24 protein-coding genes, 1 pseudogene and 1 other annotated feature are annotated in these 23,924 nt (G+C 36.7%); of the genes and pseudogenes, 22 read left to right on the top strand and 3 right to left on the bottom strand.

Annotated elements, in window-relative coordinates:
* The first annotated feature begins 40 nt into the window (after positions 1–40).
* The 18 genes from mreC (at position 41) to pheA (ending at position 16,778) form a co-directional block, all read left to right on the top strand.
* The gene (gene mreC, locus DN393_RS14945) at positions 41–892 is read left to right on the top strand and encodes a rod shape-determining protein MreC (RefSeq protein WP_064474691.1); all 852 of its coding nucleotides are present in this window, start codon (positions 41–43) and stop codon (positions 890–892) included.
* A 14-nt stretch (positions 893–906) separates the two neighbouring features.
* On the top strand, positions 907–1,452 hold the full coding sequence (gene mreD / locus DN393_RS14950; RefSeq protein WP_149173653.1) for a rod shape-determining protein MreD: 546 nt from the start codon (positions 907–909) through the stop codon (positions 1,450–1,452).
* A gap of 35 nt (positions 1,453–1,487) precedes the next feature.
* Positions 1,488–2,174 (top strand): septum site-determining protein MinC, encoded by a 687-nt coding sequence (minC, locus tag DN393_RS14955; protein ID WP_064474692.1) that lies wholly within the window; start codon positions 1,488–1,490, stop codon positions 2,172–2,174.
* A gap of 2 nt (positions 2,175–2,176) precedes the next feature.
* Positions 2,177–2,974: a septum site-determining protein MinD gene (gene minD, locus DN393_RS14960; protein WP_064474693.1), complete on the top strand. Its 798-nt coding sequence runs from the start codon at positions 2,177–2,179 to the stop codon at positions 2,972–2,974.
* 133 nt (positions 2,975–3,107) lie between these two features.
* Entirely contained in the window at positions 3,108–3,854 is a 747-nt protein-coding gene (spoIVFA, locus tag DN393_RS14965) for a stage IV sporulation protein SpoIVFA (protein ID WP_064474694.1), read from the top strand.
* Positions 3,847–4,707: a stage IV sporulation intramembrane metalloprotease SpoIVFB gene (gene spoIVFB / locus DN393_RS14970; RefSeq protein WP_064474695.1), complete on the top strand. Its 861-nt coding sequence runs from the start codon at positions 3,847–3,849 to the stop codon at positions 4,705–4,707. Before spoIVFA ends, spoIVFB begins: the two co-directional genes overlap by 8 nt.
* Positions 4,708–4,774: 67 nt before the next feature.
* A complete protein-coding gene (locus tag DN393_RS14975) occupies positions 4,775–6,163 on the top strand; it encodes an Rne/Rng family ribonuclease (RefSeq protein ID WP_064474696.1) in 1,389 nt (462 codons plus the stop codon).
* Positions 6,164–6,240: 77 nt separating this feature from the next.
* Positions 6,241–6,318, top strand: a sequence feature (ribosomal protein L21 leader region).
* 14 nt (positions 6,319–6,332) lie between these two features.
* Entirely contained in the window at positions 6,333–6,641 is a 309-nt protein-coding gene (rplU, locus tag DN393_RS14980; protein WP_000270907.1) for a 50S ribosomal protein L21, read from the top strand.
* Positions 6,642–6,652: 11 nt separating this feature from the next.
* A complete protein-coding gene (locus DN393_RS14985; protein ID WP_002008596.1) occupies positions 6,653–6,997 on the top strand; it encodes a ribosomal-processing cysteine protease Prp in 345 nt (114 codons plus the stop codon).
* 3 nt (positions 6,998–7,000) lie between these two features.
* Positions 7,001–7,291 carry a 50S ribosomal protein L27 gene (rpmA, locus tag DN393_RS14990; protein ID WP_000944957.1) on the top strand — a complete coding sequence of 97 codons (291 nt, stop codon included), beginning with the start codon at positions 7,001–7,003 and terminating at the stop codon, positions 7,289–7,291.
* Positions 7,292–7,354: 63 nt separating this feature from the next.
* The gene (locus DN393_RS14995) at positions 7,355–7,903 is read left to right on the top strand and encodes a sporulation initiation phosphotransferase B (RefSeq protein WP_064474697.1); all 549 of its coding nucleotides are present in this window, start codon (positions 7,355–7,357) and stop codon (positions 7,901–7,903) included.
* Positions 7,903–9,186 (top strand): GTPase ObgE, encoded by a 1,284-nt coding sequence (gene obgE / locus DN393_RS15000; protein ID WP_000497117.1) that lies wholly within the window; start codon positions 7,903–7,905, stop codon positions 9,184–9,186. The genes DN393_RS14995 and obgE overlap by 1 nt, the downstream gene beginning before the upstream one ends.
* A 137-nt stretch (positions 9,187–9,323) precedes the next feature.
* Complete coding sequence (locus tag DN393_RS15005) at positions 9,324–10,031, top strand: response regulator transcription factor (protein WP_149173654.1); 708 nt, start codon at positions 9,324–9,326, stop codon at positions 10,029–10,031.
* Positions 10,021–11,103 (top strand): HAMP domain-containing histidine kinase, encoded by a 1,083-nt coding sequence (locus DN393_RS15010; RefSeq protein WP_149173655.1) that lies wholly within the window; start codon positions 10,021–10,023, stop codon positions 11,101–11,103. Before DN393_RS15005 ends, DN393_RS15010 begins: the two co-directional genes overlap by 11 nt.
* 93 nt (positions 11,104–11,196) lie before the next feature.
* The gene (locus DN393_RS15015) at positions 11,197–11,973 is read left to right on the top strand and encodes an ABC transporter ATP-binding protein (RefSeq protein WP_149173656.1); all 777 of its coding nucleotides are present in this window, start codon (positions 11,197–11,199) and stop codon (positions 11,971–11,973) included.
* Positions 11,948–13,870 carry an ABC transporter permease gene (locus DN393_RS15020; RefSeq protein WP_149173657.1) on the top strand — a complete coding sequence of 641 codons (1,923 nt, stop codon included), beginning with the start codon at positions 11,948–11,950 and terminating at the stop codon, positions 13,868–13,870. The genes DN393_RS15015 and DN393_RS15020 overlap by 26 nt, the downstream gene beginning before the upstream one ends.
* A gap of 49 nt (positions 13,871–13,919) precedes the next feature.
* The gene (locus DN393_RS15025; protein ID WP_149173658.1) at positions 13,920–15,830 is read left to right on the top strand and encodes an ABC transporter permease; all 1,911 of its coding nucleotides are present in this window, start codon (positions 13,920–13,922) and stop codon (positions 15,828–15,830) included.
* 96 nt (positions 15,831–15,926) lie between these two features.
* Positions 15,927–16,778, top strand: a complete 852-nt coding sequence (gene pheA / locus DN393_RS15030; protein ID WP_064474702.1) for a prephenate dehydratase — start codon at positions 15,927–15,929, stop codon at positions 16,776–16,778.
* 112 nt (positions 16,779–16,890) lie between these two features.
* Here pheA and DN393_RS15035 read toward each other — a convergent pair whose 3' ends face one another.
* The 3 genes from DN393_RS15035 to DN393_RS15045 all read right to left on the bottom strand — a co-directional run bounded on the left by DN393_RS15035 (position 16,891) and on the right by DN393_RS15045 (position 19,308).
* Positions 16,891–17,538 (bottom strand): MOSC domain-containing protein, encoded by a 648-nt coding sequence (locus DN393_RS15035; RefSeq protein WP_064474703.1) that lies wholly within the window; start codon positions 17,536–17,538, stop codon positions 16,891–16,893.
* An 85-nt stretch (positions 17,539–17,623) separates the two neighbouring features.
* A complete protein-coding gene (locus tag DN393_RS15040) occupies positions 17,624–18,166 on the bottom strand; it encodes a transcription repressor NadR (protein WP_000812240.1) in 543 nt (180 codons plus the stop codon).
* On the bottom strand, positions 18,166–19,308 hold the full coding sequence (locus DN393_RS15045) for an IscS subfamily cysteine desulfurase (protein WP_149173659.1): 1,143 nt from the start codon (positions 19,306–19,308) through the stop codon (positions 18,166–18,168). Before DN393_RS15045 ends, DN393_RS15040 begins: the two co-directional genes overlap by 1 nt.
* Before the next feature lie 151 nt (positions 19,309–19,459).
* Between DN393_RS15045 and nadB the strand changes: the two genes are divergently transcribed.
* The 4 genes and pseudogenes from nadB to exsA form a co-directional block, all read left to right on the top strand.
* Positions 19,460–20,989, top strand: a complete 1,530-nt coding sequence (gene nadB, locus DN393_RS15050) for an L-aspartate oxidase (RefSeq protein ID WP_088048073.1) — start codon at positions 19,460–19,462, stop codon at positions 20,987–20,989.
* Between the two features lie 19 nt (positions 20,990–21,008).
* Positions 21,009–21,842 (top strand): carboxylating nicotinate-nucleotide diphosphorylase, encoded by an 834-nt coding sequence (nadC, locus tag DN393_RS15055; protein ID WP_064474706.1) that lies wholly within the window; start codon positions 21,009–21,011, stop codon positions 21,840–21,842.
* A gap of 30 nt (positions 21,843–21,872) precedes the next feature.
* On the top strand, positions 21,873–22,979 hold the full coding sequence (gene nadA, locus DN393_RS15060; RefSeq protein ID WP_064474707.1) for a quinolinate synthase NadA: 1,107 nt from the start codon (positions 21,873–21,875) through the stop codon (positions 22,977–22,979).
* 226 nt (positions 22,980–23,205) lie between these two features.
* Positions 23,206–23,924 (top strand): annotated as a pseudogene (exsA, locus tag DN393_RS15065) (spore coat assembly protein ExsA); the annotation flags it as partial.

A 23,924-nucleotide genomic window follows, 5' to 3' on the forward strand; every position in this document is an offset into this window, starting at 1 on the left:
ATTGCAAAATAAAAATCAATGAAATTAAGAGGGTGTGAACGTGCCACAGTTTTTCTTAAACAAAAGATTAATTGTTTTGTTAGTTAGTATTATTCTTCTCGTGGCATTGATTGGAATCTCATTGAAAGAACGGAACAGTTTAACATGGCCAGAGCAGTTTGTTAAAGACACTGTCGGTGTTGTAGAACGTGTATTCCAAAAGCCAGCGAAATACGTAGCTGGATTCTTCGAAAATGTAGAGGATGTAAAGCGCACGTATGAAGAGAATAAAGAATTAAAAGCAAAATTAGATAATTATGCAGGTCTATCAGGGAAAGTAAAACAATTAGAAGATGATAACAAGAAGTTACAAGAGTTAACGGGTAAAAAAGAGTTGAATAGCCAATATACTGAAATTCCATCTACTGTTGTTTCTCGTAATCCAGATAAATGGTACGATTTAGTTGGAATTGATAAAGGGGCACAGCAAGGAATTAAAAAAGATATGGCTGTAGTAACTTCACAAGGTCTAGTTGGACGAGTGAAAAGTGTATCCCAGTTTACATCATCAGTAGAATTGCTAAGCTCTATGAGTCGAACAAATCGTGTTTCTGCTATCGTACAAGGTGATGAGAAGATCTTTGGATTGATTGAAGGTTACGACAAAGAAAAGCACTTACTTCTTTTCACAAAGATTGGCTCTGATGCAGACGTGAAAAAAGATCAACTAGTTGTAACATCTGGACTTGGTGATATTTTCCCGAAAGGTCTTGTAATTGGAACAATCGTTGATGTTCAGCCAGATCCATACGGCTTAACAAAAACAGCTTATGTAAAACCGGCCGCTGACTTGAATGACGTAGAGCATATTATGGTTGCTAAACGTGCAACGCCTTCAGCGCCATTAGAATAGGAGGGGGAGAAGAGATGATGAAGATTCTAAAAAGAGCAGCTCTTCCTCTTTTGCTCCTTTTTGTTTTTCTATTTGAAAATATGTTTGCTACTATTGTTCCAACAGAGGTTTTTTGGAAAGACAGTATAGCAGCACCTCATTTCTTTATAATTGTGTTATGTTTTATTACTGTGTACTATAGTCCGGTCCAAGGGATTTATTACGGACTCTTATTTGGTTTCTTATTTGATACCGTATACACAGAACTTGTCGGCATATATATATTTGCGTATCCGATTTTAGCTTATTTAGTTTATAGTGTGATGAAGATACTACAATTGAATTTATTTATTGTTGCTTCTATTGTACTAGCTAGCATTGTAGCACTAGAGTATTATGTGTATGGATTTTTAACTTTGTTAGGACGTACTCATATGTCAGCGTATGTCTTTTTCACAGATCGTCTCCTGTCTACTTTATTGCTAAATGCAATTTTCTTATTGATAGTTTGTTTCCCACTGAGACGATATTTAGTGCGTCTTTCAAAAGCGATGGAAGAAAAAGGAAAAAGGATTTTCTAATTTTATGTCGAATTGAATCGGTGGGGTGAACTTTAGTGGAAGAAAAAAAGCAACAAAATGTAACAATAAAAGGGACAAAAGACGGAATAACGCTTCATTTAGATGATTGTTGTTCATTCTCTGAATTACTGGAGGAATTGGATGAAAAGCTTTCTACACATTACTATGATGGTGATGGGCGCTCTTTAATTGAAGTGCATGTGAAAGTGGGAAATCGTTATTTAACAGAAGTCCAACAAGAAGAGATTCGTACGTTAATTCGTAATAAAAAGAATCTTGTTGTGGATTCAATTGAAAGTGATGTTATCACGAAAGCAGAAGCAATAGCTTGGAAAGAAGAAACAGAAATTGTCCCTATTTCCAAAATTGTTCGCTCTGGACAAGTTTTACATGTAAAAGGAAATTTATTGTTAATTGGAGATGTTAATCCAGGCGGAACGGTTATCGCTGGAGGGAATATTTTTGTCGTAGGATCATTAAGAGGAATTGCGCATGCTGGGTATTATGGGGATTCGGAGGCTGTAATCGCTGCATCTGATATGAACCCGATGCAACTTCGAATTAGTGATGTGGCAATGCGGGCTCCGGAAGAGAAAGAAGACGGAGCGGAGGCGGCAGAATGTGCGTATATTAATGAGAACAATCACATTGTTGTCGATCGACTGCAACTTCTCACTCATCTTAGACCTAATTTAACAAAGTTAGAAAGGGGAATTGTATAGCTGTGGGAGAGGCAATAGTAATTACATCTGGAAAAGGCGGAGTAGGTAAAACTACAACGTCTGCGAACATTGGTACAGCCCTGGCGTTATCTGGAAAGAAAGTGTGCTTAATTGACACAGATATCGGCCTTCGAAACTTAGACGTAGTAATGGGGCTGGAAAATCGTATTGTATTTGATCTTGTTGATGTCGTTGAAGGGCGTTGCCGTTTACCTCAGGCGCTTATTAAAGATAAGCGTTTTGATGATCTTTATTTATTACCTGCAGCACAAACGAGTGATAAATCAGCGGTAACACCTGAACAAATGGATGAATTAATACAAGTATTACGTCAAGATTATGATTACATATTAATTGATTGTCCTGCGGGGATTGAGCAGGGATTTAAAAATGCGGTAGCTGGTGCGGATAAAGCAATCGTTGTTACGACGCCAGAAGTATCCTCGATGCGCGATGCGGATCGTATTATCGGACTTTTAGAAAAAGAGGATATTGAACCACCAAAACTTGTTATTAATCGTGTGCGTAGTCATATGCTTCATGAGCAGGATATGTTAGATGTTGATGAAATCGTACGTACATTGTCAATCGAGCTTCTTGGTGTTGTCGAGGATGATGATGAAGTTATTCGTGCTACAAATACAGGTGAACCTGTAGCGTTGCAACCGAGCGGAAAAGCAGCGTTAGCTTATCGTAATATTGCAAGACGCTTGTTGGGTGAGAATGTACCATTGCAAGCATTTGGACAAGAAAAGGTATCGGTATTTACAAAGGTGAAAAACTTCTTTGGAATCCGTTAAAAGCACTTCGCGCATATGCGAAGTGCTTTCTTTTTTCTTCACACGAATATCTTCCTTTCTTAGCTCATACATATGTACAAACTGTATACAACTGTTTCTATTTAAATTAGCTTAACGAAAGAAAGGAGACAGTATGAAGAATAGACGTGTAGAAGAAATTAAAAAACGGATTGCGAAAAGAAAAGCAGAGCAAGAAAGGATGGAGGAAGAACAGTATTTTGCTGGAGGGAATTTTGATAGTGAAACAGTATTTATTGAAGAAGGAGAAAAGGAAATTCATCCTTTATTTCAAAAAGAAGTATTTTTCTTCAAAGTTTTGTTATCAGCAATATTAGTTCTTTCTGTCGCTATTTTATATAAGAATGCACCCTCTTCTTTCGACGGTGCTAAAGCTGTTACAGAAAAAGTGATGAAAGAAGAATTTCAGTTTGCTACTGTAGCGAAATGGTACGAAAAGCAGTTTGGAAAACCGCTCGTATTTTATTCACCTACTGAGAAAAAAGAAGGAACTATTCAGCAAAAAGATTATGCCATCCCTGCTTCTGGAAAGGTGATGCAAGGGTTTCAAAAAAATGGCCAAGGTGTATTTGTTCAAACAGCTACAAATGCAACTGTTGAGTCAGTGAATGAAGGGCTAGTTGTTTTTGCAGGTAAGAAAGAGGAACTTGGTAATACGGTTCAAATTCAGCATGCAGATGGAACAGAATCGTGGTATGCGAATTTAAATGACATGACAGTGAAATTATATGATTACGTTTCAAAGAAACAAAAAATTGGAACGGTGAATAATGATGCAAATAATAAAAATGGTAAGTTTTATTTCGCGATAAAAAAGAATGAAAAATTTATTGACCCGATTCAGGTGATTTCATTTGATTAAATATAGAGAAGTTTTAACGAAGATTTCAGTGCATCCGTTGTTTTGGGTTATTATTGTCATTGGTATTTTTACGGCACGTTTTAAAGAGTTACTACTGTTATTTTGTATCGTTCTTATCCATGAACTTGGGCATGCTTTTGCGGCGGCACACTACAATTGGCGTATTAAAAAGATTCAACTTTTACCCTTTGGTGGTGTGGCTGAGCTTGAGGAACATGGGAATAAGTCATTGAAAGAGGAACTTGTTGTTGTAATTGCAGGGCCTATACAACATATTTGGATGATGCTGGTAGGTTATATAGTGTTTGAAGCTGGTTGGCTGGGTGCGGATTTATATTATTTCTTTATATGGAATAATATAATTATTTTAGCATTTAATTTACTACCTATTTGGCCGCTTGATGGTGGAAAAGTATTGTTTAACGTATTATCATATCGTTTTCCTTATTTACAAGCACATGAAAAGATGATGAAATTATCATGTGTTTTTTTTGGTGTAATACTAGTGTGGCAGTTACTTTGGAATAGTAACAATATTATGATGTGGGTACTACTCATATTTTTAGCGGTGTCGTTATATCAAGAGTGGAAACAAAGACAGTATGCCTTTATGCGTTTTTTATTAGAACGTTATTATGGGAACAAAAGAGGAATTGAAAAGATTGCACCTATTGAAGTGCAATCAGAAGATCATTTATATAAGATATTCACAAAATTTCGTAGAGGGTATAAGCACTCTATTATCGTCCATGGAAAATATAAAGAACATTACACATTGGATGAAAATGAATTACTCTATGCGTATTTTACTGAAAAACGAACAACTTCATCTGTTGAAGAATTAATCGGTTAGTGTTGACGATAGCACTAACCTTTTATTATTGTAAAAGCAAAGAAGATTATAAAGTGAGGAAAGAATTTTGAAAACGTTATATATGAACTATGCAGGATCGGAAAAACGCGTTGCAATTGAAGAGAAGAAAAAAATTGTTGAGTTTTTATGGAAACGAAATGAAGAACAAGAGATTGTTGGACATATTTATGTTGGACGTATCGTAAGAACGATTGCTGGAATGAACGCAGCTTTTGTAAACATCGGTTTAGAAAAACATGCGTACCTTTCATACGATGATGTACCATCTTCTTATCGTATACATGAAGGGCAAGCAGTACTCGTGCAAGTTGTGAAAGAGGCAATTGATACGAAAGGGCCGAAATTGACGGCGAACGTAGAATTTACCGGGAAATATGTCGTTTATATGCCATATGATGAAATGCGTGCGGTTTCTAGAAAAATAAAAAATAATAAAAGAAGGCAACAGCTACTCCAAATTGAGGTAGAAGGGACAGGAGGTTATATTTTCCGCTCTGCTTCTGAAAAAGGAGAAATTGAAGAAATACAAGCTGAAATGCAAAGGTTACAGCAGTTATATGAAGAGCTAAAAAGAAAAGAGGGCCAAGGAAAGGCACCGTTACTACTTCATCGACCAGCGACCTTTTTAGATCGTGTATTCCAAGAGAATCCGATTGAAACGATTGAAAAAGTAGTTGTAGATACAAGAAGTATAGTAAAAGAATTAGAAGAAAAGATCGGAAAAGAAAAAGTATCTTTTTATAATGAAAAATCTTCAATGTTTAACCATTTTGGAATAGAGCGTGAAATCGAGAAAGCACTTCAAAAAATTGTGTGGCTCCCGAATGGTGCTTATTTAATTGTGGAACAAATGGAGACGATGACTGTAATTGATGTGAATACGGGCAAGTTTACTGGAAAACAGAATTTACAAGATACAGTCCTTCGTACAAATGAAGTGGCAGCTGAAGAGATTGCACGTCAATTAAGACTGCGTGATATCGGTGGTATGATATTAATTGATTTTATTAATATGAAAAGAAGAGAAGATAAAGAAAAGGTAAGAGAAAGTCTCATGGCTGCTATGCAAAATGATCGCACATATACAAGAGTGCTCGGTTTTACAGAGTTAGGGATTTTGGAGATGACACGTAAACGTAAGAAACATTCTTTACGCGACGTATTACTAGAAGAATGTGTACCTTGCAAAGCGACAGGGTATGTGATGTCATATGAAACAATTGCGTATGAGTTAGAGAGAGAGCTAATCACATATGGCAATATAGAGGATGAGGCAGTATTAATCGCTGCACCTAAAAATCTGCAAAAACAATTTTTGCAAAAAGAATTACAAAAAAATATTCCATTTGAAATTTATTTCAAAGATGATATGATCGAAAAGTATGCAATTGTCCGTTTTGGAAGTAAAACAGAAATTGTAGAACGGAAAAAATAGTTAGTAGAACATTTATTGACAACCGTCTATGATTCATGATAACATCTTTATGTTATAGTTTATAGCACCTAAACGGCTATATGCTACAACCGCACAAGACAGGTTCCCTAAAGGCATTTATGTCTACCTCGTTTTTGGCGAGTCTTAGTAATTAAGAGGAGGTGCAAGTATGTACGCAATTATCGAAACAGGTGGAAAACAAATTAAAGTTGAAGCTGGTCAAGCAATCTACATTGAAAAATTAGATGTTGAAGCTGGTGAAACTGTTACTTTTGACAAAGTTCTTTTCGTTGGTGGCGAAAACGTTAAAGTTGGTAGCCCAGTTGTAGAAGGTGCAACAGTTACTGCGAAAGTTGAAAAACAAGGTCGCGCTAAGAAAATCATCGTTTTCAAATACAAAGCGAAAAAGAACAATCGTAAGAAACAAGGTCATCGTCAACCTTACACTAAGCTAGTTGTTGAAGCTATCAACGCTTAATTCAGGTTAACATGATTAAAATTACGATAAGCCGCACGAAATTAGGAAGTATCCAATCATTTAAAATGACTGGACATGCCAATTATGCGCCACATGGACAAGATCTTGTCTGTGCTGGAACTACAGCGGTTGTGTTTGGTTCTATAAATGCAGTGGAAGAACTTTGTAATGTGCAGGCAACTATTGAACTCGGAAGTGATGGCGGATTCTTAACGTATGAATTGCCTAATGATTTAGACGTTCATACAGCAGAAAAAGCACAGATACTTTTAGAAGGATTGGTTGTTTCGCTTAAGACGATCGAACTTGATTACGGAAAGTATATCCGTTTAATAGAAAAAGTGCAGGAGGTGTAACGTATGTTAAGATTAGATCTTCAGTTTTTCGCATCTAAGAAAGGTGTAGGTAGTACAAAGAACGGTCGTGACTCTCAGTCAAAACGTCTTGGTGCTAAACGCGCAGATGGTCAAACGGTTTCAGGTGGTTCAATTCTTTACCGTCAACGCGGTACAAAAATTTATCCAGGTGTTAACGTTGGTCGTGGTGGCGATGACACTTTATACGCGAAAGTTGACGGCGTAGTACGCTTTGAGCGTCTTGGCCGTGACCGCAAACAAGTGAGCGTATATCCTGTTGCTCAAGAAGCATAAGAACTCACGGAAAACTCTAACCTGAGTGCAGGTTAGAGTTTTTCTATATTAAGGGGTATCTAAATGAATGAAAAATGGACAATTATAGATGCATTGCGTCATTCAAGACATGATTGGCTCAATCGTATGCAGATGGTGAAAGGAAACCTTTCCCTTGGAAAAGTGGAAGAGATTCATAGTCTCATCGATCGTTTTGTCCAAGAAGCGAGACAAGAATCCAATCTGATAGGGCTATCAATGCCTTTATTTTCAGAGTGGATTTTAACATATAATTGGAAACAGCAGCCGTGCTTATTGGAGTACGAAGTATTAGGGGAATTACATAACTTATCTCACTTAGATGAGATTGTATGTACATGGACGAATCAATTTTTCTCAATGCTTCAGCATAGTTTAGACGTATATGTTGAAAATTATGTTTGTATCACAATTGAATGTGACGCGGAGAATGCTCGTTTCTTTTTTGATTTTCGTGGTAAGCTAACGAGTGTAGAAGAACTACAGAATTGGCTTGCGAACCAAAACAATAAATGGTATTCCATTTCTTATACAGTACGAGACGAAGAAGTCTCAGTTATATTACAACCAATCGAAAAAAGTGTGGTGAAATAATGTTTGTAGATCAGGTCAAGATATATGTAAAAGGCGGCGACGGTGGTAACGGAATGGTTGCGTATCGTCGTGAGAAGTATGTACCTAAAGGTGGCCCAGCAGGTGGCGACGGTGGTAAAGGTGCAGATGTTGTTTTTGTTGTTGAGGAAGGCTTACGTACATTAATGGACTTCCGCTACCAACGTCATTTCAAAGCTGATCGTGGTCAGCACGGAATGAGTAAAGGTCAGCACGGTCGTAAATCTGAAGATTTAATCGTAAAGGTTCCACCAGGAACAATAGTAAAAGATGAAAAAACAGGTGAAATTCTTGCCGATTTAGTAACGCATGAACAAACAGCTGTAATCGCAAAGGGTGGCCGCGGTGGCCGTGGTAACTCACGTTTCGCAACACCGACGAACCCAGCGCCAGAAATCGCTGAGAACGGGGAACCAGGTCAAGAACGTGATGTCACGCTAGAACTTAAAGTGCTAGCAGATGTTGGACTTGTTGGATTCCCAAGTGTAGGTAAATCTACATTATTATCTGTTGTATCATCAGCGCGTCCGAAAATTGCAGAGTATCACTTTACAACAATCGTTCCAAATCTTGGTGTTGTTGAAACTGGTGATAACCGCAGCTTCGTTATGGCTGACCTTCCTGGACTAATTGAAGGCGCACATGCCGGCGTCGGACTTGGACACCAATTCTTACGTCATATTGAGCGTACACGTGTAATCGTGCACGTTATCGATATGTCTGGTTTAGAAGGCCGTGAGCCATATGAAGATTATGTAACAATCAATAGTGAACTAAAAGAATACAATATGCGTTTAACTGAGCGTCCACAAGTTGTTGTTGCAAACAAAATGGATATGCCAGGCGCAGAAGAAAACTTACAAGCATTTAAAGAGAAATTGGGAGACGAAGTGAAAATTTTCCCAATCTCAGCTGTAACGAAACAAGGTGTTCGTGACTTACTATTTGAAGTAGCGAACTTATTAGAAACAACACCAGAATTCCCAATGTACGATGATGTAGAAGAATCTGAAGCAAGTGTAATGTACAAATTTGAATCTGAATCTAATTTTGAAATTACACGCGAAAGTGATGGTACATTTGTTATTTCTGGTTATGATATTGAGAAAACATTCAAAATGACAGACTTCTCACGTGATGAATCTGTACGCCGATTTGCTCGTCAAATGCGTGGAATGGGTATTGATGAAGCCCTTCGTGCACGTGGTGCAGTAGACGGAGATATTGTAAAAATTCTTGAATATCAATTTGAATTTATCGATTAAGACTGCCGAAATATGGCAGTCTTTTTTTATTGTAAAAGTCTGATTCGTACAGGAAAAATTCCCCACTAATTAAATTTTCAATTTATAATAGAACAAGGAGTGGTTTTGGAAGAATTTTTTATGGGGAGAAAACGAACATGTATAAAATATTAATTGTAGAAGACGATGAAAAAATAGCGGGAATATTAGAGGAGCATTTAGAAAGGTATGGCTATCAATCATTTAGAGCAAGTGATTTACGTCATATAAAAGATGAGTTCGTGAAAATAAATCCTCATCTCGTATTACTGGATATTAATTTACCATATTTTGATGGTTTTTATTGGTGTCGTCAAATTCGTACTGTATCGAATGCGCCGATTATTTTTGTTTCTGCAAGAACAGGGGAAATGGATCAAGTAATGGCAATCGAGAATGGCGGAGATGATTACATTACAAAACCATTCCATTTAGATATCGTAATGGCGAAGGTGAAAGGTGCACTTCGCCGTGGATATGGTGAGTACGCCTCTGTTGCTGAGAGTGATTGTTTAGGTGTAAATGGACTGTTGTTATTTCCGTCCCAGCACATTGTTGAGTGGCAGGGGCAACAAACGGAGCTGACAAAAAATGAATTTTACTTATTAGAATGTTTAATGAAACAAGCAAATCAGTATGTAACGCGTGAAGAACTGTTAGAAGCCCTGTGGGATGAGGTAGCTTTTGTTGATGATAATACATTAACCGTAAATGTAAAACGCGTAAGGAAGAAACTAGAGGAGCTAGGCGTTAAAAATGCCATTGTAACGAAACGTGGATATGGTTATGCGCTTCTTACAGAGTGGGGCGAAGGGCATGAAGGTTAAAAATTACCTCTTGGACCACTTTTCTCTACTTCTTTCTTATATTGTTAGCCTTTGTTTATTTGGGCTCGTTTTGCAGTTGCAAAGTCTTTTAGAAAAAAGATCCATTGATTGGAGTACGTGGTTATATGGGCTTTTATTAGGGACGGTTGTATTTACTGTATACCTCATTTACGATTATCGAAAACGAAGTATATTTTTAAAAAGAATTGAAAAATATGTTGCCAGCGGAAATACATTACACGATTCTTTACTTATTGATACTTCTTATACGTCAGAGCAAGAGATGGTTGTTGAATCGTTTACGCTATTAAGACAGCAATATATGAATGAAATTCATAAACAACATGCGAAAGAACAACAACAAATGATATTTATGAACCAGTGGATTCATCAAATGAAAACACCAGTATCGGTTATAGAATTACTTTTACAAAAGTTTGGTAAAGAGCATCGTGAAGCAAGAGCAACAGTTGAAAGTATTCGTGAAGAAAATAACCGCATACTAAATGGTTTAGATTTAGCGTTACATATGGCAAGGTTAGAGCAATTTGCGAAAGATTATAAAGTAGAAGTAGTAAATGTGATAGATATCATCAGGGGTATTATTAATGAAAATCGAAAATCTTTCATTCAATCGTCGGTATTTCCGAAAGTAATGTTTGATGAAGATACTTGTATGGTTGCATCTGATAGAAAATGGCTCAGTATTGCTATAGGGCAAATTGTTGTAAATGCAATTAAGTATACGAAAATTTCAGAAGCAGAGAAAAAGGAAATTCAATTTCAAATTGAAGAGAAAGATCAAAAGGTGTTACTACATATTAAGGACAATGGAATTGGTATTCCAAAGCAAGATGTAAAGCGTATATTTGATCCATTCTTTACGGGAATAAATGGCCGTAAAACGAGAGAAGCGACTGGAATGGGTTTATATATTACGAAGGAAATTTGTGATAATTTACATCACGGTATTTATGTGCAATCGGCTGAAGGGGAAGGGACAACATTCACGTTCCAATTTGCAAAAGATGAAGAATATCATACATTAATGAGAAAAATGACAAAACTGTAAGATAACAAAACGTTTTGTAAGGGAAATCACTCGTTTCTTCTTCTTATTTTTCTTATAGTAAATGTAAGAAGAAAACACATAGGGGGATTAGAAATGAGTGTTCTTGAAGTAAAAGGATTAACGAAGGTGTACCAATCAAAAGGTTCAGTAGCGATGACTGCTTTAAATGATATAAATTTTAAAATAGAAGAAGGCGAATTTGTAGGGATTATGGGTCCTTCAGGAAGCGGGAAAACAACGCTTTTAAATTTATTAGCAACAATTGATAAGCAAACTTCAGGTCATGTGCTTGTAAATGGCGAAGAAATTAATCAAATGCGTGCTGCAAAATTAGCGGAGTTTCGCCGTACACATTTAGGATTCATCTTCCAGGATTTTAACTTACTTGATACGTTATCGATTAAAGAAAATATCATTTTACCACTTGTAATGGCGAAGAAATCTGTAAATGAAATCGATGCAAAAGTGCTTGAGATTGCAAAGTTCTTAAATATCGAAGAAATATTAAATAAAAAAGTATATGAAGTATCAGGCGGACAGCAACAACGTGCAGCAGCTGCGAGAGCGATCATTCATGAACCGACGTTAATTTTAGCGGATGAGCCAACTGGAAACTTAGATTCAAAGTCAGCAAAATCATTAATGAGTGCGTTGCAAGACTTACATGAACAAAAGAAAGTAACAATTGCAATGGTAACGCATGATCCAGTAGCGGCGAGTTATTGCGAACGTATTCTTTTCATTCGCGACGGAGAAATTTTTTCAGAAATACATAAAGGAAGAACGAAACAAGCCTTTTTCCAAGAAATTCTGGACGTACTTGCGATGCTAGGAGGGGAATATCATGAACTTTCGCCAGCTCGCGCTTAATAACGTAAAAGGAAATTGGCGTAATTATAAAGCTTTCCTTATTAGTAGCTGTTTATCGATTGTCGTATTTTTCATGTATGCTTCCTTTATTTATCATCCAGATGTCGTAAGTGGTAATATTAGTATGAGAGGGATGATCTCAAAAGGGCTAGAATCGATGAATTATATTGTAGTCATCTTCTCAGCACTCTTTATTTTATATGCAAATTCAACATTTTTACGAGCAAGAAAAAAAGAGTTTGGTCTATTAACATTAATAGGCGGAACAAAATCTCAACTTGGCCGAATGATTATATTAGAACAGCTTATGTTAGGTAGCATTGCAATTGTAGTAGGTATTGGGCTTGGCATGCTTTGTTCAAAATTATTTTTCCAAGCATTAAGCGTAATATTGAAAATAGATAAAACACTTCCACTCGTATGGAATAGTAAAGCAATTCTTATTACAGCAGGTATATACTTTATTCTATTTTTAATCCTATCATTGTTTAGTGTTTGGACAGTAGGACGCTTGCAAATTATTGATTTATTAAGAGAAGCAAGAAAACAAAAAGTAGAACCTTTTGCATTTACATCGTTATGTGTAGTTGGTATAGGATGTATTATTGTTGCATATGTACTGAGCTTCCAAGTGACATTTATGAATTTTATCATTCTGTTTTTACCGATTGTAGGGCTGACGATAGGCGGAACTTATTTACTGTTTACACAAGGTAGTACAGTCGTATTAAAAGCATTGCAAAAAAGAAAAAGATCTTTTTATACATATCCAAATATGTTCGTACTTAGCAATCTTATTTATAAAATGAAAGATAATGCTCGTTTTCTATTTGTAATTTCTATCATTACGGCCGTTGTATCTTCAGCAGTTGGTACACTGTACGTATTTTTTGAGGATATGAGTTATAAGGCAGTAACTAGTACCCCGCATGCTATTTCGTATGAGGAAAAGGGAATAAATACGCATAATGTCATCAAAGAAGGAAAGGCAAAAGAATTAATAAAAAAATACGGATTTGAAGAAGCGCGAGAAGTAATGTACGTAAAACTTCCTGGAACTCAAAAAATCACGATGTTTAACAGTGAACATGAAGTACCGATGGCGATTGTTTCAGAAAAAGAATATAATGCTGAAGTACGTAAACAAAAGAGAGAGCAAGTTAGAGAAGTTCATAATGCACCAGGTAGTGCAACGATGGTCGTAATGGATATGGCGAACGATATGATGAAGATAGATCGTACGAAACCGTATGAAATTAAAATTAACGGACAAACGCAGTCTGTTCAATTAAATGATCCAACTTCATTTTCTGTTTTTAATGATAGTGAATATCTCATTGTGAATGATCAAGATTTTGAGAAATACGCAAAGCTCGTACCAGATGAAGAAAAGACGAAATATTATGGTTATTATATAGAAGACTGGAAAAGTACGGAAGACCTTGTGTTAGATTTGAAAAAGGAAATTGCACCAGATAAGCAAGGGGAATTAAATAACTCGGTGTTTGCTTATAAAAATATAAGGGAATCAGGAGCAATTACGATGTTTATCGGTTTCTTCGTAGCTGTACTGTTCTTCTTTTTCGCTTGTAGTATGACATACTTTAAATGGTTTAACGATAAAGAACAAGATCGTATTCAATTTAAATCGTTAAAGAGAATCGGTATGACAGATAAAGAAATTCGTAAAATTGCGATTCGACAAATGGGCGTTATCTTCTTTATCCCAATTTTGATCGGTGCAATTCATAGTGGATTTGCTCTTCATACGTTAGGGAAAATGCTTTATATTGATTTATGGAAATCAGGTGCGATTGTAATTGGAGCATACATTGTAGCTTCTGCGATTTACTTTATGATCGCGCAAAGGGGATATTTGAAACACGTGCAAAGCTAGAGAAACCTCTAGCTTTTTGCCTATGTAGTAAGTTATAGGGGGACGATAGATGAACATTCGGCAACTAGCGCTGCAAAATATAAAAGGAAATTGGCGTAATTATAAAGTGTTTTTCTTAAGTAGTTGTTTTGCGATATTTGCGTCTTTTGCATACATGTCTGTCATTGTACATCCGTATATGCAAGAGACGATGTGGTATCAAAACGTACGCTGGGGACTTATCATATGTAATGTTATAATTATTTCTTTTTTCGTCATATTTATTTTGTACGCTACTTCTATTTTCATAGAGGCACGTAAGAAAGAATTAGGATTATATATGTTAATGGGAGCAACGAAATCTAACGTAATAGGAGTGATTATGACCGAGCAAATATTGATCGGGGTATTTGCTAATATTTTCGGTATTGGGCTTGGTATAATCTTTTTAAAGCTCTTTTTCATGGTGTTTAGTATGTTACTGGGGCTTCCGAAAGAACTCCCTGTCATATTTGATGTGAGAGCAATTGGGGGAACGTTTATTACGTATATGTTCGTATTTGTTGTTTTATCTTTTATAAGTGCTTTACGAATATGGAATATAAAAATCATTCGGTTATTGAAAGAATTTCGAGCAGATAAAAAAGAGAAGAAAACATCAATGTGGCTTTGTATATTCGGCTTTATTTGTTTAGGGATAGGATATGCGTTAGCGTTACAAGCGACGGTGATAACGATAGCATTCTATTTTTTCCCTGTGTCTATACTTGTCTTTTTCGGAACGTATTTTTCTTTTACACACGGCACTGCTCAAATATTAGAAATGATAAAACGAAATAAAAAGATTATGTATACATACCCGTATTTATTTATAGTGAATCAATTGTCACATCGAATGAAGGAAAATGGTCGTTTTTTCTTTCTAATGTCAATGGCAACGACGTTTGTAGTTACGGCAACAGGTACGGTATTTTTATATTTTTCTGGTATGCAAGATATGTGGCGGGGCGGGGGAGTACACTCATTTTCTTACATAGAAAAAGGTACTTCTTCTCATGAAGTCTTTGCGGAAGGTGCGGTTGAACAATTATTGCATCAATATGGGTATAATGATTTTCAAACTATGAGTTTTGTTGGAGTGTATGCATCTTTTCAGTCCAATAAGGGAGAAACAGAAGTAGCGCCGCTCATTAAAGAAAGTGAATACAATCAAGAGGCAAGAAAACAAAAACAGAAAACGTATCATCCTAAAAAAGGAACAGTTACACTCGTTTATTATAGTAAATACAATCATCCGTATATGTATGATCAAAAAGAGATTCAATTGCAAGTAATGAATCAACCATATCAATTCGTATTTAACGGTCAGAAAGAAGGGGTTCAATTTAACCATCATCCTTCGTACATTAATGGTCTGTTCTTCGTTATGAATGATGAAGATTTTGACATTATAGCAAATCAGGTTCCTGATTCTGAAAAAATGATATATAGAGGCTACACATTACAAAATATCGAAAAGACGAAGAAATTAAATGAAGATTTACGGAAACATATGAAACAAGATAATAATGCATTTCGAAGCAATATGGAGTTATATGTAAATATGAAAGAAGGCGGCGATATTACTCTATTTTTAGGCTCATTTATTAGTATATTATTCTTTCTTACTTCATGTAGCATCGTATATTTTAAATGGTTTCATAACATTTCATCGGATCGTAAAGGGTACGGGGCGCTCTCTAAGCTTGGAATGACGAAAGAAGAAGTGTGGAAAATTTCCCGTTGGCAATTGTGTATGCTATTTTTTGCGCCAATTATAGTAGGAAGTATGCATAGTGCAGTTGCGCTATATACGTTTCATAATACGATCTTTATGGATGGTTCATTAAGAAAAGTAGGCTTGTTTATTCTGTTTTATATCGCTGCATGCATCGTTTATTTCTTTTTCGCTCAAAGAGAATATAGGAAACATTTAGACTAGCGAATGCTAGTCTTTTTTTAATATTCGAAATTTACATAGAAGAATATTAAAAAGTATGGTATAACAGTAAGAAAACGAAAAAGAGGGGAAAAGACGATGATTCGAGTAGGATATTTAGGACCAGAAGCAACATTTACAAATATGGCGGTGAGTCGTTTTTTTCCGGAAGCAGAGCATGTACCGTATCGCACGATTCCAGATTGTATTGATGCAGCTGCAAATGGAAATGTAGACTTCGCAGTTGTACCGTTAGAAAATGCCATAGAAGGTTCAGTGAATATAACGGTTGATTATCTTGTACATGAGCAGCCGCTCTCCATTGTAGGAGAAATTACAGTACCAATTCAGCAGCATTTACTTGTACATCCGCAGTATGCAGAAGTGTGGGATGAAGTATATGCGGTGCATTCTCATCCGCATGCCATTGCACAGTGCCACAAGTTTTTAAATGAAGAATTAAAAGGAGTAACTGTTCGAGATATGACATCAACAAGTGCTGCTGCGCAATATGTGAAAGAACATCCTGAAGAAAAAATCGCTGCTATTGCAAATGAAGCAGCCGCAGAAAAATATGGATTAACGATCGTAAGACGTAGCATTCATACACATAAAAATAATCATACACGCTTTCTCGTGCTCCATAAGAAAAAGAAAGCAATACTCCCAAATAACGGAGAAAACCGCGGAGAGAAAACGACACTTATGATAACGTTACCTGCTGATTATGCAGGGGCACTGTATCAAGTGTTATCAGCTTTCGCATGGAGAAAATTAAATCTATCAAAAATCGAGTCTCGCCCGATGAAAACAGGTCTTGGAAATTACTTTTTCTTAATCGATGTCGATAAAGCATACGATGATGTATTATTGCCAGGCGTAACGATGGAACTTGAAGCACTCGGCTTTTCTGTTACTGTGCTGGGGAGTTATTCTTCTTATTGGTTGTAAGGGAAGTGGATGAACTGTCGACATTTCCCTTCTAATCGCTGATATAATTTCATCGGATAATACATTTTGTGATAGAAAAATAGAATCCCACCTATAAATGGTGGGATTCTATTTATTTTAACTTCGCAAGACGATCTTCTAACTGACCACGCCAAATATCGGCTAGTTCTGGAACAGCAAGAATCTTTTCGATGCCATCTTTATCTTTTCTATTATGAAAATAAATTTCGTTAGAGAACAAAATAGAAACATTGCTCGGTTGACGTTCTAGTAATGTAATTTTAGAATCTTTACGTACAGTACCTTCTTGAAGAACGCGGCATAGGTAACCAGTAAATCCAGTTGCTACAATGCGAGGCAGTATGCCAGGAATACCGAGACGTTTTGAAATCGTGCTACAAGGTACTCTCGCTTGTGTAACCTGAATGATTGCTTCACCTAGTTGATATGTATCTCCAATGCAAACATCACGCTCTAACATATTTGTTACGGTAATGTTTTCGCCAAATGTGGAAGCTGGAAGCGTAGTTTGAAATTCTTCTTCCCATAGTGCGTAATGCTCATGTGGGTACACACAAACTGCGCGATCAGGTCCCCCGTGGTGTTTTAAATCTGCTACGTCATCACCGAGGAATCCGTCTTTTGAGAGGAAAGCTTCTTCTGTAAGTTCTTTACATATACCAGTAATCATTTCTTTATCTTCGCTATATTTCATTTGTTTCGGTTTGCCAATGCTAAAGTGAACGAGTTCGATTCCCATGTTTGATCCCCTTTACAATTGATTACAATATTATAGCATTAAAAAAGCACAGAGAATGATAAAAAAACTCTGTGCTTTACATGAATTAATAAACGAGAAATCCTGCTTTATCTAGTGCCTCGCAAGCAGCGTCTAATTTCTCTTTTGAGTCTGCCTCAATTGTATGTAAGTGAATACCATCTGTTAGTTGCGAAAGATAGGAAGCATTCGTGTTTTCGATTTTTTGTAAATATTGCTCTACATCAAAGCGATTACTTACCATGATGGATGCTGTTAAGTCACCGTATACAGGATGCTCAACTTTTACATCTTTAATCGTAACGCCGTGGTCAACAAGCATTGTAAGTTCTTGACGTACTTCTGCTGGTTTATGTTGGCATACAATTACGCGTTCGAAAGCTTGTTGTTTCTCTTGTGGTTTTAAATATAAATATCCTTGAGCAGTTGCAATAATTGGTTCGTTTCGTGCTTTAAGCAAGGAAATATCTTGCACGATAACTTGTCGACTTACATTTGTTTTTTTCGATAGTTCATTCCCAGATAACGGTTCATTTGCAGCGAGAAGCCATTGAAGGATGAGCTGTCGTCTTTCTTCACCTAAAATCTTTTTTTGGTCATTTTGTTTCATTATGATTTAACACCTCTATAAAATTGATTTCCAATTGTGTGTAGTGCATGAATAGTAGTATCAATTTGATCTTTCGTTGTTTGTTGTCCGAAAGAGAAGCGAACATATTGTTTTGCCTCTTCATACGTTTTTCCAATTGCAAGCATTGTTTTCGAAGGTTCTTGTTTACCGACTTGGCAAGCACTTCCGGTGGAAATGGCAATACCATGGCGATTACATTCTAGCATTGTATATTGACCTTCTATTCCTTTTATTGTAACCCCAACAATATGTGGTAAACAAGAAGTAGAATGACCTTCTACTTGAATTTCTAGAGGGAGCGCTTGTAAATGTCTTAAAAAGTAGGATCGTAACTCTGTAAAACGTAAGTTTTCTTCCTGCTGATTTTTTAATATATTCTCAGCAGCTGTTAAAAAAGATGCGATGCCAGGAACGTTTACTGTACCTGGACGAAACCCTTTTTCGTGAGAAGTTCCCGGAAATATTTGTGCCCAGCGAACTTGGGGATTTATATAGCAAGCGCCAACACCCTTTGGTCCGTATATTTTATGTGCTGAAACAGAAAGACTATCAATCGCCATCTCAAAAACATTGATAGGAAGTTTACCAAATGTTTGTACACAATCTGAATGAAATAAAACGTTATATTTTTTTAAAAGTGCTCCGATCTCTGCGATGTTTTGAACGGTTCCAATTTCAGAGTTTCCGTGCTGTATACTTGCTAGAACAGTATTTTCTGTAATAGCTGATTCTAAATCATCTAAATGGATTACCCCGCTTTTATCAACAGGAATTTCAGTAATTGTATACCCTTCTGATTGTAAGGATTGAAAATAACTTCGAATGGATGCGTGTTCCATAGGTGTCGTAATAATGTGCTTCTTATTTCGAGCATTGAGAAGGGATTGAATCGCAAGGTAGTTGGATTCCGAGCCGCCGCTTGTGAAGAATACCCCTTGTTCCTTTCCGCCAATCATTTCAGCAAATGTTTTTCGGCAAACTTGTAATAAAGAAGAGGCTGTTCCTCCAATATCATGTAAACTTTGTTCATTTCCGAAGTATTGCGATGCTGCTTTCATATATGTGTGTAATGCTTCTTCACTCATAGGTGTAGTAGCTGCATAGTCAAGATATATCATCATGTAAGTTCCTCTCCCTAGTAAGAGTTACATTTCTTATATTTTTTTAATGGTAGTGAAAATAAGAATTATAAAAAACTCTTGTCATTATTTTAAAACTATGTAAATATAGGTGTCAAGACAGTTAAAAAGTGTAAAGTAGGAGGCAACAATTATGCCAAGTGCAGATGTCTTAATTATTGGAAGTGGCGTTGCGGCACTTCGTGTTGCGAAAGAGATTTGTCACGAAAAGAATGTGATTATTATCACAAAGGAAACAAATCGTAATAATAATACATATTTAGCGCAAGGTGGAATTGCCGCAGCGGTTGCTACATATGACAATCCAAATGATCATTTTGAAGATACGTTAGTAGCAGGATGTCATTATAACAATGAAGATGTGGTCCGTTATTTAGTCGAGGAAGGACCGAAAGAAATGAATAATCTCATTGAAAATGGAATGAAATTTGATGGAGATGAAACGGGTCCTCATCTTGGAAAAGAAGGCGCACATCGAAAGCGTCGTATTTTACATGCAGGTGGCGATGCAACAGGAAAGAATTTATTAGAGCATTTCATTCAAGAAGTAGCTCCGCACGTTACGGTAGTGGAACAGGAAATGGTGCTTGATTTTATTATAGAAAATGATAAATGTGTTGGAGTTTTAACAAGAACTAGTGAAGGAAAGTTGAAGCGTTACGTTGCAGAGTATACGGTGTTAGCAACAGGCGGGATTGGCGGTTTATACGCCTTTACTTCTAATGATAAGACAATTACGGGTGATGGACTTGCGATGGTGTACCGCGCAGGCGGGGAGCTCGTAGATTTAGAGTTTGTACAATTTCATCCAACAATGTTATACGCAAGCGGGCGATGCTGCGGCCTCGTCTCTGAAGCTGTCCGTGGCGAAGGAGCTGTCCTTATGAATGGAAAAGGGCAGCGTTTTATGATGAATATACACCCTGATCACGATCTCGCACCACGTGATGTAGTAGCAAGAGCGATTCATGAGCAGCTTTTGGCGGGTGAACAAGTGTATGTAAATATCGAGTCTATCCAAAATTTCGAAGAACGTTTTCCGACTGTATCATCATTGTGTAAAAAAAATGGTGTCGATATAAATGAAAAACGCATTCCAGTCGTACCCGGTGCTCATTTTCATATGGGCGGCGTGAAAACGAACTGTGACGGGGAGACGTCCATTCCAAATTTATATGCGGTCGGTGAAGTAGCTTGTAATGGTGTTCATGGAGCAAATAGATTAGCAAGTAATTCATTATTAGAAGGTCTTGTGTTTGGAAAAAGAATAGGACAACATATTTTAACCAAAGCGACAAAAGAAAGCTGGAACAACGTGGCTGAGAAGGAAAAAAAGTTTATTGTTCTGAATCATTTGCCGGCGAAAGAAGAAATACAAGAATGCATGATGAAATATGTTGGGATTGTGCGAACAGAGAAAAGTTTATCTTATGCAAAGAGATGGCTTAGTAAGTACGGTGTTCGAAATATGATATTACAACATGATGCTCTTACAAATGAAGAGATAACGCTTATTAATATGTTAACAGCCTGTGAGCTTATAGTCGTATCAGCTTTGCAAAGAGAAGAAAGTATTGGTGGCCATTATCGAAGTGATTATCCAGATAGAAATAGCGTAAAAAAAGAGATCGTTCGAGTGAAAAGAAAACTACAACTTGTGTGATGAAGGGAAGAGGGGCTCTATGAACACGATAAAAGTGAAAGAAGCATTAAATCGATTTTTTCTAGAAGATATAGGAGAAAGAGATGTCACATCTCAGCTTATTTTTCCAGACAATTTACTTTCAAAAGGAACGTTTCTTGCGAAGGATACAGGTGTCTTTGCGGGGCGTTTAGTAATTGAAGAAGGATTTAAATTAATTGATGAAAGAATTGAAGTGGAGCTTCATAAAAAAGATGGAGATCTTGTAGAAAAGGGCGAAATAATAGCAACTGCGCAAGGGCCAATTGCTTCGTTATTAACGGCAGAGCGCGTTATATTAAACGTTATCCAGCGTATGAGCGGGATAGCTACGATGACACATAAAGCTGTCCTTGCTTTAGATAGTGGTCATACACGTATTTGTGATACGCGAAAAACGATGCCAGGGCTACGTATGTTTGATAAGTATGCAGTCGTGTGCGGAGGTGGATTTAATCACCGTTTCGGTTTATATGATGGTGTCATGATTAAAGACAATCATATTGCTTTTGCTGGTTCTATTACGAAAGCTGTTACATCGGTGAAAGAAAAATTAGGACATATGGTGAAAGTGGAAGTGGAAACAGAAACGGAGGAGCAAGTGAGAGAGGCTGTAGCTGCTGGTGCGGATATTATTATGTTTGATAACCGTACGCCAGATGAGATTCGGGAGTTTTCAAAGATTGTACCAAGTGCTATCGTTACGGAAGCATCAGGAGGCATTACAATTGAAGGTTTATCGAAATATGGAAAAACAGGGGTCGATTATATTTCACTTGGAGCGTTAACACATTCAGTGAAAGCACTTGATATTAGTTTCAATATTGAGGCGTAAGGAAAGTGGCTTAGAGGGGGAGAAAGGGATATGAGTATTTTAGAAAAAGTACAACCGATTGAAACGATGTTACCAGAGCGTTATTACACGATGTCAACAGAAGATATGGAAAAGCGTGTTCGTGAAATTAAAGAAAAAATGGGGAAAACACTATTTATTCCAGGGCATCATTACCAAAAAGATGAAGTGGTACAATTTTCTGATGCAGCAGGAGATTCGCTTCAGCTTGCGCAAGTTGCAGCGAGCAATAAAGAAGCAAAATATATTGTATTTTGTGGCGTACACTTTATGGCAGAAACAGCAGATATGTTAACGACAGATGATCAAATCGTTATTTTGCCAGATATGCGTGCAGGTTGTTCGATGGCAGATATGGCAGATATTGAACAAACAGAAAGAGCATGGAAAGAGCTCGCAAAATTATTTGGAGATACGATGATTCCGTTAACATATGTTAACTCTACAGCTGCAATTAAAGCGTTTTGTGGTCGTAATGGCGGAGCAACAGTAACTTCTTCTAATGCAAAACAAATGGTGTCTTGGGCGTTTACACAAAAAGAGCGTCTTGTCTTTTTACCGGATCAACATTTAGGAAGAAATACAGCATACGATTTAGGTATCCCGTTAGATAAAATGGCAGTATGGGACCCGCATACAGATTCATTAGAATACGATGGAGATATAGAAGGAATTCAAGTGATTTTATGGAAAGGGCATTGTTCGGTTCATCAAAACTTTACAGTGAAAAACATTGAGAATGTACGAAAAAATCATCCGGATATGAATATTATTGTACATCCGGAATGTTGTTATGAGGTCGTTGATGCTTCGGATTACGCAGGGTCAACGAAATATATTATTGATATGATTGAAGCAGCGCCACCTGGAAGTAAATGGGCAATTGGTACAGAGATGAATTTAGTGAACCGAATTATTCAGCAACATACAGATAAAGAGATTGTTTCACTTAATCCATTTATGTGTCCGTGTTTAACGATGAACCGAATTGATCTGCCGCACTTATTATGGGTGCTTGAAACGGTAGAAAGAGGAGAAGAAATTAACGTTATTAGCGTAGATAAACAAGTGACTGAAGAAGCGGTTCTCGCATTAAATCGTATGTTAGAGCGTGTGTAAAGCAACGGTATTTCTGTTGCTTTTTTTCATGCATATAATCATAACGAGAACGAAATGGGCATACATTGTTTTGAAGAAATCATTGCGATTTTTTTATGCTTATTCCACTTCTAATGATATTAAAAATCGAAGAAGTGATACAAGTGAACAGAAGTTAGCGTTATTTAGAAAGGGTTACTTCATGAGATTTGTTACTTATAGATAAGTTATACAGGAGGGGGAAAATTTGAAAATTCATATCGTGCAAAAAGGGGATACCCTTTGGAAAATTGCGAAAAAGTACGGAGTGGATTTTGATACGTTGAAAAACACAAATACACAACTTAGTAATCCAGATTTAATCATGCCAGGTATGAAAATTAAAGTACCATCAAACAGCGTTCACGTAAAACAACAGGCTGGGGCAGGTTCAGCACCTCCAAAACAATATGTAAAAGAAGTACAGCAAAAAGAATTTGCAGCAACACCAACGCCACTTGGAATAGAAGATGAGGAAGAAGTTACGTATCAATCAGCACCAATTACACAGCAACCTGCTATGCAACAAACACAAAAAGAAGTGCAAGTAAAACCACAAAAAGAAGTACAGGTAAAACCACAGAAGGAAATGCAAGTGAAACCGCAAAAAGAAGTACAGGTAAAGCCACAAAAAGAGGTGCAAAAAGAAAAGCCAATTCAAATAGAAAAACCAGTTGAAAAACCGTCTGTTATTCAAAAACCACCTGTTATAGAAAAACAAAAACCAGCAGAAAAAGAAAACACGAAGTTTTCGGTAAATGTATTACCACAGCCGCCGCAACCACCAATAAAAGCAAAAAAAGAATATAAAATTTCAGATGTAATTAAAAAAGGAAGCGAGTTAATTGCTCCTCAAATTACTAAAATGAAACCTAATAACATCATTTCTCCGCAAACGAAAAAAGATAATATCGTGTCACCGCAAGT

This window comes from Bacillus sp. BPN334 (genome assembly GCF_008368885.1).
In the GTDB taxonomy this organism is placed as follows: Bacteria; Bacillota; Bacilli; order Bacillales; family Bacillaceae_G; genus Bacillus_A; species Bacillus_A wiedmannii.